We start from the raw sequence: 15,463 nt of genomic DNA, 5'->3' as shown, positions 1-15,463 counted from the left end.
TCGCACCCGCTGCGCCGAAGTCGCACCCCTTGCGCCGAGGTCGTACCCCTTGCGCCGAGGTCGTACAGACACGCCAACATCACCCGCCAGACGCCCGTGGCTGGCGTGTCTGTACGACCTCGCGGCAGCGGGTACGACCTCGTCTGGGCAGGGGCGACCTCGTCGGACCGGGGGGTGGGTCAGAGGCCGTGGCGGCGGTCTCCGGCTACAGCCAGGGCCACCTCGGACTCCATCGCTGCGGAGAACGGGGCGCGGCGCTCGGCGACAGCGCGGGCGAGGTCGGCTACGGCGAGGTCGCCGTTGACGGCTGCTCCTGCCATGACTCCCGAGGCTGCGGCGGCCGCGACCATCGCCATGAGGTCACCCGAGTTGCCGGCGACCCACACCCCGGGGACGGCCGTCGCCCCGCGGGGGTCGGCGACGATCTGCTCGCCGAAGGGCGAGAGGGTCTTCTCCCCGCCGAGCGCCTCGTAGAGCTCGGTCCGGGCGATGAACCTCGGTCCGACCGCCACGGCGTCGACCGCGAAGGACCGACCTCCCTCGACCTCGACGGCGCGCACCTGCGTCCCGTCCACCACCAGCCGCTCGACCCGCGGCGTCACGACCCGCACCCCGAGGGCCGCGAGCTGATCCCACTGCTCCTCAGTCGGCTCGGGGGCGTCGTGCAAGAACAGCGTGACGTCGTCGCTCAGCTGACGGAACAGCATCACCTGGTGCAGGGCGTTCTCGGAGGTGGCGAGCACGGCGATGCGCTGGTCCCGGACCTCCCAGCCGTGGCAGTACGGGCAGTGCAGGACTGTGTGACCCCAAGCCTGCGCGACACCGGGGACGTCGGGCAGCTCGTCGACGAGGCCGGTCGCGAGGATCACGCGGCGCGCGGTCACCTGCTGGGTGGTGCTGGCGACCGGCGCACCGTCGATCTCGAGCGTGAAGCTGTCGACCACTCCCGACGCGCCTGTCACGCGGCCACTGACGAGACGGACACCGTAGGCCTCGGCCTCAGCACGGCCGCGGGCCAGCAGCTCGAGGGGCGAGATGCCCTCCTGGCCGAGCACGTTGTGCGCGCCCTCGGCCGGGGCGTTGCGGGGTTCGCCCGCGTCGACGAGGACGACGCTGCGGCGTGAGCGGCCGAGCGCGATCGCGGCAGCCAGGCCCGCGGCACCACCCCCGACCACGACGACGTCTGCGGTCAGGGTGGTGCTCGGGTCGGCTGTCGAGGATACGGCAGTCAGGTCTGGGGTCATCGGTCTGCTCCTTCGTGGGTCATGGTGTCGAGCGGTCGCACGGCGACCCAGACGTTGCGGCCCGAGACTGTCCGCACCTCTGAGGTCCCGGCGCCCAGCGCGAGGATGACGGCGTCGAGCGCGGCAAGATCGTCTGCGGAGAGGTCGTCGGCGATCCTGTCCCGGTTCCTCGACAGCTGGATCGCGAGGTACCGCGCGCCCTCTGCCGTGGTTGCGGACGCGTCGAAGGACATCTCGTGGCGCTCGACGGGGGCGAAGCACGCCTCGCCGAGCGCGGTGGTCCACTCGGCGGTCACGGGGTAGCCGTGCCCGGCGAGCGCGGCCGTCACGCGGTCACCGAGGCCGTCGCGTCCCGAGCCGAGGTCGCTCGGCTCGAACCGGGCGCCACTCATCTCCGTCACGACCAGCACTCCCCCAGGACGCAGCGCGCCATAGGCCTGGCGCAGCACGCGCGCGGGGTCGCTCACGTGGTGCAGCGAGAGCGCGGCCCACGCGAGGTCGACCTGCTCGGGCAGCACGGCGGTCCAGTCACCGTCGAGGTCGGTGAGGTGGGTGGTCACACGGTCGCCGACTCCGGCGGTCTGGGCGCTCGCCGTGAGGTGGTCGAGCATCGAGGCCGTCGCGTCGAGGCTGTGGACGTGGGCCTCCGGGAAGCGGCCCGCGAGCGCCAGGGTGCCTGTGCCGGTCCCTGCGCCGAGGTCGACGATGCTGCGAGGCTCGGTACCGAGGACGGCCGCCGCGGCGTCGAGAGCGTCGGTGAGGACTGTCGCTCCAAGTGCGGCGTCGAGGTCGAGGAGCTCAGCCATGTCCGAGTCGCCCTCAGGTGCCGGGCCGTGGCCGGGGCGGTCGGCGTGGCTATGAGCAGCGTGGGCGCCGTGGCTGTGGGCCCCGTGGGCCACGTGAGCGCTGGCGTCGTGCGCGCTGCCGGTGCTGCCGTGGTCGCGAGCGCCACTGCCGGAGTGCCCGGCGGGGCCCGAGCCGTGCGAGGTGTGATCGGTGTGCGTCATGCCCTCCACGCTAGACGAGAGATGCGCCAGAGACATAGCCTCTTGCGTATGACGCAAGAACTGCTCGACGACATCGTCCGCCAGCGCATCCGCGGTCTCCGCCTGGCGAGGGGCTGGACCCTCGACGCGCTCGCCTCGCGCTGCTTCCTCTCCGCGTCGACACTGAGCCGCATCGAGACCGGTCACCGACGTATCGCCCTCGACCAGCTGGTCCCGATCGCACAGGCGCTCGGGACCACCCTCGACCAGCTCGTCGAGCCCGAGGGCGACGAAGACGTCGTCATCCGCCCCGAGCCCGAGACGATGACGGGTTCGACCGTGTGGTTGCTGTCCCGCGAGCGCGACCGCCGCGGCGTGACCATCGCGAAGATGCGCATCACCCCCGAGCGCGAGTGGCGCGAGGGTCAGGTTCACCCGGGCTACGAGTGGTTCACGGTCCTCAGCGGGGTCGTCCGGCTGACCCTCGGCGAGCGCACGATCTTGGTCCGTGAGGGGCAGGCCGCAGAGTTCTCGACCATGACCCCGCACGTCATCCAGGCCCACGAGGGCCCCGTCGAGATCCTCACGATCTTCGACCACGACGGCGAGCGCGCCCACCTGCCCGGGCACCGTCACGAGAAGTGAGGCGCCGCACCGGGACCCTCGCTAGGCTGCCGGTGACGAAGGCCCGGGCGAGCGACGCACCCCGCACCGGAGCCGCCCCAGCCCTCGAGGAGACGCATGCGCATCGAGATCGGCCCGACAGACTGGCAGTTCACCGGCACCATCGGCGTCGACGTCAAGGGAGACGTCTGGTCCTGCATCGAGGTCCCTGGGTCCGTCGACGCCTTCGGCACCGGGAAGTCCGTGAAGGTCGTCGCGACGGTCGACGACCAGCCGTGGACCGGCGGCCTCATGCCGACTGGCACGGGAGGCCACATGCTGTCCGTCAGCGCGAAGCTCCGCACGAAGCTCGGCAAGGAGATCGGTGACGAGGTGACGGTCCGCATCACCGAACGACTGACCTGAAGAGCTCTGCCCCGTCAACCGGCGGGACGGCTAAGCCAGATGCTCGAAGGTGTCCTCCCCGGGTCGCCACACGACCCAGCCGAAGTTCGCCGGACCCATGAGCTCCGCGACCTCGACGAATACCTCGTCCGCAGTCGGGTCGAGCACGACCGCCCCACGGTCGAGCTCGATGCGGATCCCTTTCCCAGTCCGCTCGGTCGCCGAGACGACGATCCCCGGCGTGAGGGAGCGCAAGGTATCGGCGTACCCCAGGTCAGGTTCACGCCACTGGCGACCGCGACTCTCGATCATCGGCCAGACGTAGCAGTTCAGCGTCACAGGGCCCGGCACCTCGTCGGCGTCGAAGCGCAGCTGGACGTAGTCGTTGAGGACGAACTCGACGGAGTACATCCGCCGACCTTCCAGCCGGGAGAGCAGCCCACCGCCCCCTCCGTAGACCGGGACCCCAGGCACATTCGGGGCATCCGCCTTCCGGTACGACGTCATCGGGGATGAGCCGCCGCGGTCCCGGTCGAGGCCTTCGGTCATCGATCCTCCTCATCGCCCGTCGTCATGATCTGTGCGCACTCAGGGACGAGCAGCCGAGAACCGCACCCCCGAGGTAGCCGGGAGAGTCGATTGTGCGGGCACCTGCCGCCGGGCGACGCCCACGGCACCCCGCCGACGCCGACGGATGCTCTTTTCACCCGGGCTCTCGAGCGACGCCGGAGCCGTCTCGACCAGGCGGCTCGCGTCCAGCGCTAGACCCCGTCGCCCCGCAGCGACGCGATGCTGCGACCCAGCAGGTCGGCGAAGACCGCCTGCTCGGCACCGTCCATGCCTGACTTCATGCGGTCTTCGACCCCACGCACGGCCGCGCTGGCGGTCGCGAGCTGGCGTCGTCCCGCGTCAGTGAGCTCGGTGGGCAGCGCGCGCCCAGACTCAGGCTGCTCGGCGCGAGTGACGAGGCCGTCGCGCTCGAGAGACTGCAGCAGGACGTTCATCGACTGCCGGGTGACGAAGGTGCCGCGCGCGAGCTCCGAGTTCGACAGCCCCGGGCGCTGCTTGAGCAGCTCGAGGCAGGAGTAGTGGGTGATCGTCATGCCCAGAGGCCGGAGCACAGCCTCCATCGCGCTACGGAGGGCGCTCGACGCCTCCTTGAGCAGATAGCCGACAGAGGTCTCGAGGTGGATACCGGGCCCGTCTTGACTCATGTCAGTAGTCTGACATAGGTTCGCGAGTGTCAGACAACTGACACTCAGCAGCTCGTCCGACGGAGGCGCACCATGACTGCAGCAGCATCAGGCCCAGGATTCATCTCGCTCCAGGTCCGTGACTACGACGCCTCAGCGGCGTTCTACGAGTCCTACCTCGGTCTCACCCGCCAGCCCGGACCGCCCCACGCCGTCGTCTTCGACACGAAGCCCGCGTCCTTCGCCGTGCGCTCACCCCTGCCGGGGGTCGACCTCGACGCCGTCGCCCAGCCCGGCGTCGGTGTGGGGATCTGGCTGCACGCCGCCGACGCGCAGGGCATCCACGACCGCATGGTCGCCGACGGCATCATCATCACGTCGGCCCCCGTCGACGGGCCCTTCGGCCGCACCTTCACCTTCGCCGACCCCGACGGCTACCAGATCACCCTGCACAGCCGCGCCTGACCCCGCGGCACCAGCGGTCGCGGCGCGGGCGGGTCTCGCTCAGACTCGACGAGGAACGCACCGCACGTGACCTCGAGAGGCGAGCACCATGACCCGCATCGGCATCATCCTGGGCAGCACCCGACCCAACCGCAACGGCGAGCAGGTAGCCCGGTGGGTCCTCGACATCGCCTCGCAGCGCGAGGGCGTCGACTACGAGCTCGTCGACCTCCGCGACTTCCCGCTCCCCCACCTCGACGAGCCCGTCCCGCCGTCCATGGGTGAGCACACCCAGGAGCACACCAAGCAGTGGGCAGCGAAGATCGCGTCCTTCGACGGGTACGTGATCGTCACCCCCGAGTACAACCACTCCACCTCCGGGGTGCTCAAGAACGCGATCGACTATCTGTTCCACGAGTGGCACGACAAGGCCGTCGGCTTCGTGTCCTACGGCTCGGTGGGCGGCGCCCGGGCCGTCGAGCACCTGCGGCTCATCGCCGGAGAGCTGAAGATGGCCGACGTCCGTCAGCAGGTCACCCTGCCGCTCGCGTCGGAGTTCAAGGACTACTCGGAGCTCACACCGTCCGACGCGTCGGTCGACGCCCTCGGCACGCTCCTCGACCAGGTGACCGCCTGGAGCGAGGCGCTCGCACCGCTGCGCGCCCAGGCCTGACGGACGACCCCGACGCCCGGCTCCGGGCTACGGACTCCGGGCTCCGGGCTCCGGGCTCCGGCGAGCCTGGCTCCCACAAGCACCCCGCACCACCACGACGAGGCCGGGCATCACCCTGGGGACAACTCCCCAGGGTGGTGGCCGGTCTCGACCCGTAGGCTCGTGACGTGCTCAGACTGATCGCCTTCGCTGCCCTCGGTGCTCTCCTCGGAGGGGTGGTCGTCGCGATCGTCGGCCCGCCCGGGGCGGGGATCGCGATCGCCGGCGTCGCCTTCACGGTGCTGGTCTTCGCGGCGGTCATGACCCGGGTCGCCGGGTCGCTCGGCGGCAGCGTCGCGGCCTCGCCGAAGGCCGTGCAGCAGGCGCGCGACGCACGACGCCTCGGCCTCGCCCGCGTCGACGCGCTGCGCCAGACCGGGACGCAGATCAACGACCAGCCGCTCTGCGACATCGACGTCACCGTGCAGCCGCTCAGCGGCTCTGCCTTCGCGACGACAGTCCGGACCGTCGTGCCGATCACCGACGTCCCGAGGTTCCAGCCCGGCGCAGAGCTCGAGGTGGCGATCTTGCTCGACGGCGGTCCCGAGATCGCCTTCGTCGACGGCGAGCTCTCACCCCGCGAGCGCGAACGGCTCACCGTCCCCGCCCGCAGGTCCGTCCCGGTCCTCAGGGTCGAGCCGCACACCCGCGTCGTCGACGGCCGTCGCAAGGGGCCGCTCCTCGGCGTCGGGCCGAAGGGCCGTCCGCTGCGCCTGGTCCTCTTCGCCGTCGTCACGGTCGCAGCCGCCGCCGTCGTCGTGGCGCCCTACAGGGTCGCGGTCGCCCAGACCGTCGACGCGATCCAGGACGGGCACCTGCGGCCGGACATGCGTCACCCCGACCTCCTCGCCCAGGCCCAGGAGGCCCTCGTCGAGGAGATCGGCCACGACCAGGTGACGTCGATCGTCGTCACGAAGGACTTCGTGACGGTCGACGCACCGCTGCGCGCCGGAGAGACCGCCACAGACCGGTGGACGTACCGCGGGGGCCGGGTCAGCAACGAGGGCGCCGCGACCATCCAGCCCGGTCTCGCGGAGGAGCAGTACGCCTGGTCCGACGTCGCGCTCGACCAGCTGTGGGGCCTCATGGAGACCTCCGCCACGGAGGTCGGCCTGCCCGTCGGCGACGCGAGCGCCTCCGTCCGTCGCTCCGCCGACGGTGACATCGACAGCGAGACCTTCGCCGAGGCTGTCGGCCCGCCGGTCATCACCTTCAGCATCGGTGACGACTACGGCAGCACGTCGTTCAGGTTCGCCGCGGACGGTTCAGAGATCGAGGACTAGGTCAGGACCACGGCCCGGCCGACAGGTCCCCGCGGCCCGAGAGCTGCTCACCGAGCTCGCTCGTGCGGTAGAGGACCGACCGCCCGTGGCGGGCCCGCGTGAGCAGACCCGCGTCGTGCATCACCCGCAGGTGCTGGTTCACGGCGCTCGGGCTCACGCCGTAGCGGGTGGCGAGCTCTGAGGACGACGCCGGCTCGTGCAGGGCGTCGAGCAGACCCGCGCGGGTCGCGCCGAGCAGGTCCGCGAGCGCTCCGCTGCCGCGCACGGGGGCCGGGTCCCAGAGCGTGGCTGCGCCGCGGACGGGGTAGATGACCGACGGGCTGTCGTCGTCGGTCACGGGTGACGACGCGCGCTGGGTGAAGAGGCTGGGGATGAGCGTGAGCCCCGCCCCGGCGACGTCGACAGTGCGGGTCCGCGGGTCGCGCAGCGCGATCGACACCGTGCGCCCGTCGAAGCTCACGGCAGGGGCGAGCCCGGCGAACATCCCGGCCAGGCCGGACCGTCCGATCTCGCGGCCACGGAACACGACGTCGGCCTCGAGGAGGGTCCGCATGCGGGTCCACGTCGACCTGAACGACACGTCCCAGTAGACCCCGACGGCATCGACGACCCGCTTTCGCACGGCCTCAGCCGGTCCCGCGAGCACGACTGGCCGCACGTCGTGCACGGCGTCGAGGTCGCGGTCGAGGCGGCCGAGGTCGATCTGGGCGAGGTCGGCGAGCTCGTCGTCGAAGCGGGTCAGCGGGGTGGTCGGCACAGGGTTGAGGAAGTCGGGCACCCAGCTCCTGGTGTCCACCAGGGCCCGCAGCACCTCCAGCTCTGGCGCAGGAAGGTCGTCGACCACCCGCTGGACCCACCGCAGGTGCGCGGGGTAGAGCGCGGGGTCGCGCAGAGCCCGCAGCGACAGACCGAGCTCGTTGAGCGGAGAGAGCCCGAAACGGATCTCGGAGAGGTCGGCGTCGGACAACCTGTAGCGGAGCATGAAGCCATAGTCTTCATCATTACGCGATCGCCGTCGAGCACGATGAGATCTCTCCCATGCCCACCACCGACGCACCGCGGGTCGAGCGCGCCCGCAGCCGCCGCCTCGTCAGCGAGGTCTCGTCCACCTTCCGCCCAGCAGACCCCGTCGCCCGGGCGCTCACAGCGGCATCCTTGTCGCTGACCGTCGCCAACGGGATGTTCTACGCCGTGTCCGCGCTGCTGTTCACGCGGGCCATGGGCATCCCCGCCGTGACTGTCGGCATCGGGCTCACGGTGTCCGGGGCGGTCGGTGTGCTCACGTCGCTCGGTGCCGGGTACCTCGCGGACCGGGTCGGGGCGCTGCGGCTGCTCACTCTCTGCGTCGTGGCCCAGGGCCTCTCGCTCGCCTCCTTCTCGGTCGTCGACGGCGTCCCCGCCTTCGTGGCCGTCGCCTGCCTCGCGACGGGCGCCCGCCAGGCCGGTGCGTCGGCCCGGTCGGCGCTCGTCGCACGCTCGTTCACAGGCCCGTCCAGGGTCGAGATGCGAGCCCGGCTGCACGTGGTGGTCAACGTCGGCATCGGGCTCGGCACCTGCGTCGCCGCCGCGGCGCTGCTCGTCGACACCGCGGCCGCGTACAGGATCGCGGTCTTCGCGGTCGGGTGCGTGACCACGACAGGGGCGCTGCCGCTCGTCAGGCTCGCGCGCAGCACCGAGGCCGCGCGGCGCCTCGCCGAGCCGGCGGCGTCAGCGGGACAGGAGACGGCGGGGCCGGAGATGGCAGCACAAGGCGCTACGGACGGGTCGGGCAGGCCGACGGCGTCGGTCCCCAGCCCGGACGAGGCGACCCAGGCAGTCAGCCCCGGCCGGTCGCCGTTCCGCGACCCGCAGTACCTCGTCGTCGTCGGCCTGACGAGTGTGTTCGCCGTGCACTTCGGCCTGCAGACCGTCGGCCTGCCGCTGTGGATCGCCAGCCACACCGAGGTGCCCTCCGTGATGATCTCCGTGCTGCTCGTGCTCAACACCGTGCTGGTCGCGCTCTTCCAGGTGCGGTTCGCCCGGGGTGCGACCACGGTCCCGTCGGCCGCGCGCACCATGACGCGGGCCTGCGTCGTGCTCGCGCTCGCCTGCGGCCTCTACGCGGCGGCAGCAGTCGGCAACGTCGCCCTCGCGGTCACTGTGCTCCTCGTGGCGGCCCTCGTCCACGCCGCGGCAGAGCTGTGGGGCGAGGCCGGGTCATGGACGCTGTCCTTCGACCTCGCCGACGAGCGCACCGCAGGCGCCTACCAGGGCCTGAGCACCATGGGCTACGCGGTCGCCACGATGATCGCGCCGCTGCTCGTCACCACGACCGTGATCAGCCACGGGCCAGCCGGCTGGGCGATGCTCGCCGGGCTGTTCGTGCTCGTCGGTCTCGCCTTCGCCCTCGGTGCGCGGCGGTGGGCGCCGCACCCGACGGACCGCGGATAGCGGGCGCCGGGCGGGCGCCGGGACCGCACGGGCTCACGGTCGGCGACGCCTTCGCACCGAGCGACGAGGACCGTAACCTGAAGGCATGAAGCGCATCGGATTCTTGTCCTTCGGCCACTGGACCGACTCGCCGCACTCCCAGACCCGCTCGGCCTCCGACGTGCTGCTCCAGTCGATCGACCTGGCCGTCGCCGCCGAAGAGCTCGGCGCCGACGGCGCGTACTACCGCGTGCACCACTTCGCGCGGCAGCTCGGCTCGCCCTTCCCGCTGCTCGCCGCCGTCGGCGCCCGCACCAGCCGGATCGAGATCGGCACCGGCGTCATCGACATGCGGTACGAGAACCCGCTGTACATGGCGGAAGACGCCGGGGCGGCCGACCTCATCTCGGGCGGCAGGCTCCAGCTCGGCATCAGCCGGGGATCACCCGAGCAGGTCCGCGAGGGCTACAGGTACTTCGGCCACGAGCCTGCGCCGCACGACCGCGACGGCGCCGACATGGCCCGCGAGCACACGGCGGCCTTCCTCCAGGCGATCGGTGGCGAGGGCTTCGCCGAGCCGAGCCCCAACCCGATGTTCCCCAACGAGCCCGGGCTGCTGCGCATCGAGCCGCAGTCCCCCGGCCTGCGGGACCGCATCTGGTGGGGCGCCGGGTCGATGGCGACGGCCGAGTGGACCGCCGAGCAGGGCATGCACCTCATGAGCTCGACGCTGCTCTCCGAGCACACGGGCAAGCCCTTCCACGAGCTCCAGGCCGAGCAGATCGCCCGGTTCCGCGCGCGCTGGGCCGAGGTCGGGCACCCGGGCGAGCCGCGCGTGTCGGTCAGCCGGAGCATCTTCCCGCTCATGGACGACCGCGACCGCGCCTACTTCGGGCGCGACGCCGGCTCCAAGGACCAGGTCGGGTCGCTCGGTGGGACGCTCGCGACCTTCGGCAAGTCCTATGCCGCCGAGCCCGACAGGCTCGTCGAGCAGCTCGCTGCTGACGACGCGATCACCGCCGCGGACACGCTGCTGCTGACCATCCCCAACCAGCTCGGCGTGGACTACTGCGCACACGTGCTCGAGGGGCTGCTCAAGCACGTGGCTCCGGGGTTGGGGTGGCGGTGACCTGACCGAGTGAGGCTCGCGCGTCGTGCTGTCACTGACAGCGCGACGCGCGAGCCCGGTCGAGCGGCACCTAACTTGACAAAATGGGACAGGCGGGGCAGTCTTGATCTCGTTGTTCCCCGCCGTCTCCGGATTGGCGGGGATTTTTTTATCCCAAGGGAGGGTCCCGTGCTGCGCGCCTCTGTGGTCATCGAGCGCGAGCGCCGGGCACGGTTGCAGCTCGCCCGACGACGGGCGTTGCTCATGATCGTCGCCATCGCCGTCATCGTGACAGCGGGGTGGTTGATCGTCAGCCACCAGCACTCGACGGCGGTCGCCGAGGCGCGCGAGCTGCGCGACCTGCGGGCCGCCGAGCTGACCACCACCCACGACCAGCTCTCAGAGGACCTCGACACCGCCAGGAGCGTCCTGGCCAGCTCGGTCGGCATCGCCGAGGTGGGTCGCCTGAGCGACGGCCTCTCCGTCCAGGTCGACTCGATGTCGACCTACGAGATCCTCTACGCCGAGCCCTTCAAGAACCCCTCCGACAGCGACGTCGACGCTCTGCGGCGCCAGGCAGAGCTGCTCACCAGGTACGTCAACAACATCGAGGAGGGTCGACCCGGGCTCGTCGAGGCGACGACCGCGCTCGAGGAAGCACTCGGTGCACCCGGGGTGTCCTGAAGACACCTTCACCTGCACCTTCACCTCACGAGAGCCTCCAGGCTGCCGATATGACATCCAGTCTTGATCCACCCCCTGGAGGTCGTCATGAGCACGTCGCACGGTGCACGTCGGTGGTTCAACGACCGGAGCGTGATGACCCGCGTCTCCGCGATCGTGCTGGTCCTCGTCCTGGGGCTGGTCGTCGTCGCCGCGACGGCCCTCCAGGGCGCTGCGAAGATCTCGTCCCTGCGGGCCGAGGCCGACGCCGCCGTCGAGATCCAGGCCGAGGTCGAGGCCGGGCGCTACGGCATGCTCTGGGCCGCCGACTACCTGGCGATCATGGCGTGGTCCGCGCGCGTCGACGGCGGCGACGTGAGCGCCGCGGAAGACGGCGACAACATGACCGGCTACCAGCAGGGCATCACCGACTTCGAGGAGTCTGTGCTCACCCTCGACCCGTCGACCCTCACCTCCGACGGGAGCGCCGCGGTCGCGGCGATCAACGACGGCTGGTCCACCTACGTCGACGCCGACCAGAAGATCTTCGAGGCGTGGCGCGCGGGCGACCTCGACGCCGGTGACGCGATCTGGGTCGGCGAGCGCTGGGACGCCTACTTCGTGGTCTCCGGTGCGCTCGACGAGCTCCGCACAGCCGTCCAGACGCAGGTCGACGACCTCCGCGCCCAGGTCGCCGACCGCGAGTCCACCAACCGCTGGGTCACCCTCGCAGCGGTGACCCTCGCGATCATCATCGGTGCGGCCCTCGCCTGGGTCGTGGCCCGCGGCATCGTCCGACGACTGCACGCCGTGCGCGACGCCCTGCGAGGCCTCGCCGACGGTGACCTCACCGTCCGCGTCGACGTCGACTCGGCCGACGAGACCGGGCAGATGGGCGAGGCGCTCAACGAGGCCGCCGGCAACGTCGCGGCCCTCGTGCGGGACATCAGCGCGACCACGACGGCCCTGACCAGCGCCAGCCAAGAGCTCGAGACAGTCTCCGCGGCCGTCGCGACAGCCTCCGACAGGGCGTCCCGCCAGGCCGACGAGGTGACCCGCGCCGCCGCTGGCGTCTCGGAGAACGTCTCGACCGTCGCCGCTGGCTCCTACGAGATGGAGACCTCGATCCGCGAGATCTCCCGCAACGCCAACCAGGCCGCCGAGGTCGCCGCGACAGCCGTGGGCGCCGCGCAGAAGACCGACACGGCCGTGGTGAGCCTCGCGGACTCGAGCACCGAGATCAGCAACGTGGTCCGGCTCATCACCGCGATCGCCGACCAGACGAACCTCCTGGCGCTCAACGCGACCATCGAGGCCGCCCGTGCCGGAGAGGCCGGCAAGGGCTTCGCCGTGGTCGCCGGCGAGGTCAAGGAGCTCGCGCAGGAGACCGCCCGGGCCACAGACGAGATCTCCCGGCGCGTCGACGCCATCCGCACCGACTCGCAGGGCGCAGCCGACGCCATCCGCGAGATCGGGCAGATCGTCGCGTCGATCAACGACTACCAGATGTCGATCGCGTCGGCCGTCGAGGAGCAGACCGCGACCACCAACGAGTCCGGCCGCAACATCACCGAGGCCGCGAGCGGGTCGGAGCAGATCGCCGGGCACATCTCCGGCGTCGCCCAGTCGACAGGCGAGGTCGCCCGCGGGATCGCCCAGGCGCGGGAGAGCATCGAAGGCCTCGCGGCGCTCGCGCAGGAGCTCAGCTCGCAGGTGGCGCGGTTCAGGCACTGAGCGCAGCCCGGCTCGCCTGACGAGCCGGGCACGGCACCTCCCCTCCGGACCGGAGGTCGCCACCGCGGGTTGCAACGTTGTAACCTCCGGGGATGGCCACAGGACCAGAGGGGAGGGCAGCCCCGACGCTGCGCGACGTCGCGCGGGTCGCCGGCGTGTCCTTCAAGACCGTCTCCAACGTCCTCAACGACCACCCGCAGGTGCGGGAGTCGACCCGGGCGAAGGTCCTCGCAGCGGTCGACTCGGTCGGCTACAGGCCGAACCTGGCCGCGCGCAACCTCCGGCTCGGGCGCAGCGGCGTCATCGGGCTGGCCGTGCCCGAGCTGAGCCAGGCGTTCTTCGCCCAGCTGGCCGACGAGGTGATCCGCGTCGCCGCCGAGCAAGACCTCGTGGTCCTCGTCGAGCAGACCGGAGGCCTGCGCGAGCGTGAGCTCGAGGCGCTGCGCAACCCGCGCCTGTCGTTGACCGACGGCCTGCTGCTCGCCCCGCTCGGCCTCACCCACGACGACGTCCTGCCCGACCCCGCCGGAAGACCTCTCGTGGTCCTCGGCGAGCCGCTGTTCCCCGGACCCGTCGACCACGTGACGATGCAGCACGAGGCGGCCGCCCGCGCCGCGACCGAGCACCTGCTCGGCCTCGGACGTCGCCGCGTCATGCTCCTCGGGGCGCACGCGACCGAGCGCACGGGGGTCGCAGCGCTGCGGTACGCGGGGTACCGCGAGGCCCTCGAGGCCGCGGGCCTGCCCGTCGACGACGACCTCGTCGTGCCCGTCGAGACCTGGGACCGGAGCAACGGCGCCGAGGCCATGGCCCGGGTGCTCGGCTCCGGCGTGCAGATGGACGCCGTCTTCGCGATGAACGACGACCTCGCCCTCGGGGCCCTGCGGTCCCTCCAGGAGCGCGGCGTCACGGTGCCGGGCGACGTCGCCCTCATGGGCTTCGACGACGTGGCCGACGGGCGGTACACCTACCCGAGCCTGACCACCGTCGAGCCTGGACGGCACGACATCGCCCGTGCCGCGGTGACGATGCTGACCGAGCGGATCGCCGACGGGGCGAGCGGCGCGCTCGCGCCCCGGGTGACGGCCCCGGAGTTCCGGCTGGTCGTCCGGGAGTCGACAGGCGGCTGACCTCCGCCGTCGTCTACGGGTCGACAAGCGGCCGACCAGCAGCATCGTCCGGGGGGCGGCGGAGCGCTGACCCGCGGCGACGTCCGGGAGCCGACAGGGCACCGACCCGCAGCGTCGCCCCCGGCGACCTGCACGAGCACAGGTCTCACCCGAGACAGGGTTGACAAGGTCGTGCCGCGCGCCGCAAGATCTCACTTACAACGTTGTCTTACAACGTTGTAAGTGGGTTCCCTGAAAGGACAACGCAATGAAGCGCATCCCCGCCCTCGTCGCCGCGCCGGTCGCCCTGGCGCTCTTCTCCCTCTCCGCCTGCTCTGGTGACAGCGCCTCCGACTCCGACGGCCCTGTCGAGCTCACCTTCTGGCACGGCTACACCGAGGCCGACGGTGACGTCCTCGAGCAGATCGTGGACGACTTCAACGCCGCGCACGACGGCGAGATCACCATCACCACCCAGGTCAACCCCTGGGACGTCATCGACGACACCTTCCTGCCCGCCCTCTCGGCGGACAACGGCCCCGAGATCGTCGCCATGCCGGCCGAGCGCCTGCCGGTCTACGCCGACCGCGGCGCCTTCGTCGACCTCGACGACTTCTACGACGCCGACGCCTCGACCCCCAACCTCAACACCGGGGCCCTCGACATGGTCACCGTCGACGGCACCCGGTACGGCGTCCCGACGGGCTTCGTGCCGCTGACGATGTTCTACAACAAGGCCCTCTTCGACGCCGCGGGCGTCGAGGTCCCCACCACCTGGGACGAGTGGGTCACCGCCGCCGAGGCGCTCACCGTCGACCAGGACGGCGACGGCACCCCCGAGCAGTACGGGCTCGCCCTCGCCGACCACGCGACCGTCGGCAACGGCGTCTGGCCGTCGCTGTTCTACGGCAACGGCGGCGCCGTCGTCGAGGACGGCAAGGCCGTGATCGACTCCCACGAGAACGCCGAGACACTCGAGTTCTGGCACGACGCGATCACCGCCGGGAAGATCAGCCCCACAGGCGTCGACGGTGTGAGCGGCGACGGCCTCTTCAGCAGCGGTCGTGTCGCGATGTACATCGGCGGACCGTGGATGGCCTCGGTCTCCGAGGAGAACGGCGTCGAATACGGCATCGCGCCGATCCCTGCCGGACCCCAGGAGCAGGCCGCGTCGGCGATCGGCGTCTCGATGGCCCTCACCGAGCAGGCCGACCAGGCCCAGCAGGAGGCCGCGCAGGAGTTCTTCAGCTATTTCCTCTCGCAGGAGCAGGCGACCACCTGGGCCCTCGGCTCCGGCTGGCCCCCGCTGCGCACCGACATCGCCGCCGCGGACGTCGCCGAGAACCCCGTCGTCGCGGCGCTCACCGAGCAGGCTGAGCTCGGCCGCCCGCTGCTGCCGGGGGTCGTCAACAGCACTGACGTGCTCACCGCCGTCGACAACCTCACGCAGCGCGCGATGGCGGGCGAGCCCGTCGACGCGCTGCTCGCCGAGGCCCAGACCGCGATCCAGTCCGCGCTCGACGACTGACCGGGCCGCAGCCCGACCAGCGCAGCCCGCCCCACCCCGGAC

General features: G+C 71.5%; 16 protein-coding genes. 11 read left to right on the top strand and 5 right to left on the bottom strand.

The window, feature by feature from the left end; genetic code table 11:
* Positions 1 to 179: 179 nt before the first annotated feature.
* On the bottom strand, positions 180 to 1,244 hold the full coding sequence (locus HZZ10_RS14580) for an NAD(P)/FAD-dependent oxidoreductase (RefSeq protein WP_179914051.1): 1,065 nt from the start codon (positions 1,242 to 1,244) through the stop codon (positions 180 to 182).
* Complete coding sequence (locus HZZ10_RS14575) at positions 1,241 to 2,251, bottom strand: class I SAM-dependent methyltransferase (RefSeq protein ID WP_179914050.1); 1,011 nt, start codon at positions 2,249 to 2,251, stop codon at positions 1,241 to 1,243. The genes HZZ10_RS14580 and HZZ10_RS14575 overlap by 4 nt, the downstream gene beginning before the upstream one ends.
* 48 nt (positions 2,252 to 2,299) lie before the next feature.
* On the opposite strand from HZZ10_RS14575, the gene HZZ10_RS14570 reads away from it, so the two are divergent.
* Entirely contained in the window at positions 2,300 to 2,875 is a 576-nt protein-coding gene (locus HZZ10_RS14570; protein ID WP_056135469.1) for a helix-turn-helix domain-containing protein, read from the top strand.
* 96 nt (positions 2,876 to 2,971) lie between these two features.
* Positions 2,972 to 3,259, top strand: a complete 288-nt coding sequence (locus tag HZZ10_RS14565; RefSeq protein WP_179914049.1) for a DUF1905 domain-containing protein — start codon at positions 2,972 to 2,974, stop codon at positions 3,257 to 3,259.
* Between the two features lie 30 nt (positions 3,260 to 3,289).
* Here HZZ10_RS14565 and HZZ10_RS14560 read toward each other — a convergent pair whose 3' ends face one another.
* The gene (locus HZZ10_RS14560) at positions 3,290 to 3,649 is read right to left on the bottom strand and encodes a hypothetical protein (RefSeq protein ID WP_179914048.1); all 360 of its coding nucleotides are present in this window, start codon (positions 3,647 to 3,649) and stop codon (positions 3,290 to 3,292) included.
* Between the two features lie 350 nt (positions 3,650 to 3,999).
* A complete protein-coding gene (locus tag HZZ10_RS14555) occupies positions 4,000 to 4,452 on the bottom strand; it encodes a MarR family winged helix-turn-helix transcriptional regulator (protein ID WP_179914047.1) in 453 nt (150 codons plus the stop codon).
* 72 nt (positions 4,453 to 4,524) lie between these two features.
* Here HZZ10_RS14555 and HZZ10_RS14550 point away from each other — a divergent pair, with 72 nt between their 5' ends.
* The 3 genes from HZZ10_RS14550 (at position 4,525) to HZZ10_RS14540 (ending at position 6,870) form a co-directional block, all read left to right on the top strand.
* Positions 4,525 to 4,896, top strand: a complete 372-nt coding sequence (locus tag HZZ10_RS14550; RefSeq protein ID WP_179914046.1) for a VOC family protein — start codon at positions 4,525 to 4,527, stop codon at positions 4,894 to 4,896.
* An 88-nt stretch (positions 4,897 to 4,984) separates the two neighbouring features.
* Entirely contained in the window at positions 4,985 to 5,548 is a 564-nt protein-coding gene (locus tag HZZ10_RS14545; protein WP_056135457.1) for an NADPH-dependent FMN reductase, read from the top strand.
* A gap of 167 nt (positions 5,549 to 5,715) precedes the next feature.
* Positions 5,716 to 6,870, top strand: coding sequence for a hypothetical protein (locus HZZ10_RS14540; protein WP_179914045.1), 1,155 nt, complete (start codon positions 5,716 to 5,718; stop codon positions 6,868 to 6,870).
* Position 6,871: 1 nt separating this feature from the next.
* On the opposite strand, the gene HZZ10_RS14535 is transcribed toward HZZ10_RS14540, so the two are convergent.
* Positions 6,872 to 7,852: an ArsR/SmtB family transcription factor gene (locus tag HZZ10_RS14535; RefSeq protein WP_179914044.1), complete on the bottom strand. Its 981-nt coding sequence runs from the start codon at positions 7,850 to 7,852 to the stop codon at positions 6,872 to 6,874.
* Between the two features lie 56 nt (positions 7,853 to 7,908).
* On the opposite strand from HZZ10_RS14535, the gene HZZ10_RS14530 reads away from it, so the two are divergent.
* From HZZ10_RS14530 to HZZ10_RS14505, 6 genes are all read left to right on the top strand, one after another.
* Positions 7,909 to 9,300 (top strand): MFS transporter, encoded by a 1,392-nt coding sequence (locus HZZ10_RS14530; protein WP_179914043.1) that lies wholly within the window; start codon positions 7,909 to 7,911, stop codon positions 9,298 to 9,300.
* Between the two features lie 85 nt (positions 9,301 to 9,385).
* Positions 9,386 to 10,408 carry an LLM class flavin-dependent oxidoreductase gene (locus HZZ10_RS14525; protein WP_179914042.1) on the top strand — a complete coding sequence of 341 codons (1,023 nt, stop codon included), beginning with the start codon at positions 9,386 to 9,388 and terminating at the stop codon, positions 10,406 to 10,408.
* A gap of 168 nt (positions 10,409 to 10,576) precedes the next feature.
* The gene (locus tag HZZ10_RS14520; protein WP_156382848.1) at positions 10,577 to 11,071 is read left to right on the top strand and encodes a hypothetical protein; all 495 of its coding nucleotides are present in this window, start codon (positions 10,577 to 10,579) and stop codon (positions 11,069 to 11,071) included.
* A gap of 87 nt (positions 11,072 to 11,158) precedes the next feature.
* On the top strand, positions 11,159 to 12,784 hold the full coding sequence (locus HZZ10_RS14515) for a methyl-accepting chemotaxis protein (RefSeq protein WP_156382847.1): 1,626 nt from the start codon (positions 11,159 to 11,161) through the stop codon (positions 12,782 to 12,784).
* Positions 12,785 to 12,876: 92 nt separating this feature from the next.
* A complete protein-coding gene (locus HZZ10_RS14510; protein WP_179914041.1) occupies positions 12,877 to 13,914 on the top strand; it encodes a LacI family DNA-binding transcriptional regulator in 1,038 nt (345 codons plus the stop codon).
* Between the two features lie 247 nt (positions 13,915 to 14,161).
* A complete protein-coding gene (locus HZZ10_RS14505; RefSeq protein ID WP_179914040.1) occupies positions 14,162 to 15,421 on the top strand; it encodes an ABC transporter substrate-binding protein in 1,260 nt (419 codons plus the stop codon).
* The last annotated feature ends 42 nt before the right edge of the window (positions 15,422 to 15,463 follow it).

Origin of the sequence: Sanguibacter inulinus (assembly GCF_013415325.1) — a bacterium.
Lineage (GTDB): Bacteria > Actinomycetota > Actinomycetes > Actinomycetales > Cellulomonadaceae > Sanguibacter > Sanguibacter inulinus.
The sequence above is the reverse complement of the archived record's forward strand: the minus strand, read 5'-3'. Positions and strand labels throughout refer to the sequence as shown.

Bases quoted from the DNA above. Each gene is read 5' to 3' on its own strand.
- HZZ10_RS14565 (WP_179914049.1), top strand. From the start codon at position 2,972: ATGCGCATCGAGATCGGCCCGACAGACTGGCAGTTCACCGGCACCATC.
- HZZ10_RS14580 (WP_179914051.1), bottom strand. From the start codon at position 1,244: ATGACCCCAGACCTGACTGCCGTATCCTCGACAGCCGACCCGAGCACC.
- HZZ10_RS14555 (WP_179914047.1), bottom strand. From the start codon at position 4,452: ATGAGTCAAGACGGGCCCGGTATCCACCTCGAGACCTCTGTCGGCTAT.
- HZZ10_RS14570 (WP_056135469.1), top strand. From the start codon at position 2,300: ATGACGCAAGAACTGCTCGACGACATCGTCCGCCAGCGCATCCGCGGT.
- HZZ10_RS14550 (WP_179914046.1), top strand. From the start codon at position 4,525: ATGACTGCAGCAGCATCAGGCCCAGGATTCATCTCGCTCCAGGTCCGT.
- HZZ10_RS14515 (WP_156382847.1), top strand. From the start codon at position 11,159: ATGAGCACGTCGCACGGTGCACGTCGGTGGTTCAACGACCGGAGCGTG.
- HZZ10_RS14525 (WP_179914042.1), top strand. From the start codon at position 9,386: ATGAAGCGCATCGGATTCTTGTCCTTCGGCCACTGGACCGACTCGCCG.
- HZZ10_RS14505 (WP_179914040.1), top strand. From the start codon at position 14,162: ATGAAGCGCATCCCCGCCCTCGTCGCCGCGCCGGTCGCCCTGGCGCTC.
- HZZ10_RS14510 (WP_179914041.1), top strand. From the start codon at position 12,877: ATGGCCACAGGACCAGAGGGGAGGGCAGCCCCGACGCTGCGCGACGTC.
- HZZ10_RS14535 (WP_179914044.1), bottom strand. From the start codon at position 7,852: ATGCTCCGCTACAGGTTGTCCGACGCCGACCTCTCCGAGATCCGTTTC.
- HZZ10_RS14560 (WP_179914048.1), bottom strand. From the start codon at position 3,649: ATGTACTCCGTCGAGTTCGTCCTCAACGACTACGTCCAGCTGCGCTTC.
- HZZ10_RS14545 (WP_056135457.1), top strand. From the start codon at position 4,985: ATGACCCGCATCGGCATCATCCTGGGCAGCACCCGACCCAACCGCAAC.
- HZZ10_RS14530 (WP_179914043.1), top strand. From the start codon at position 7,909: ATGCCCACCACCGACGCACCGCGGGTCGAGCGCGCCCGCAGCCGCCGC.
- HZZ10_RS14575 (WP_179914050.1), bottom strand. From the start codon at position 2,251: ATGACGCACACCGATCACACCTCGCACGGCTCGGGCCCCGCCGGGCAC.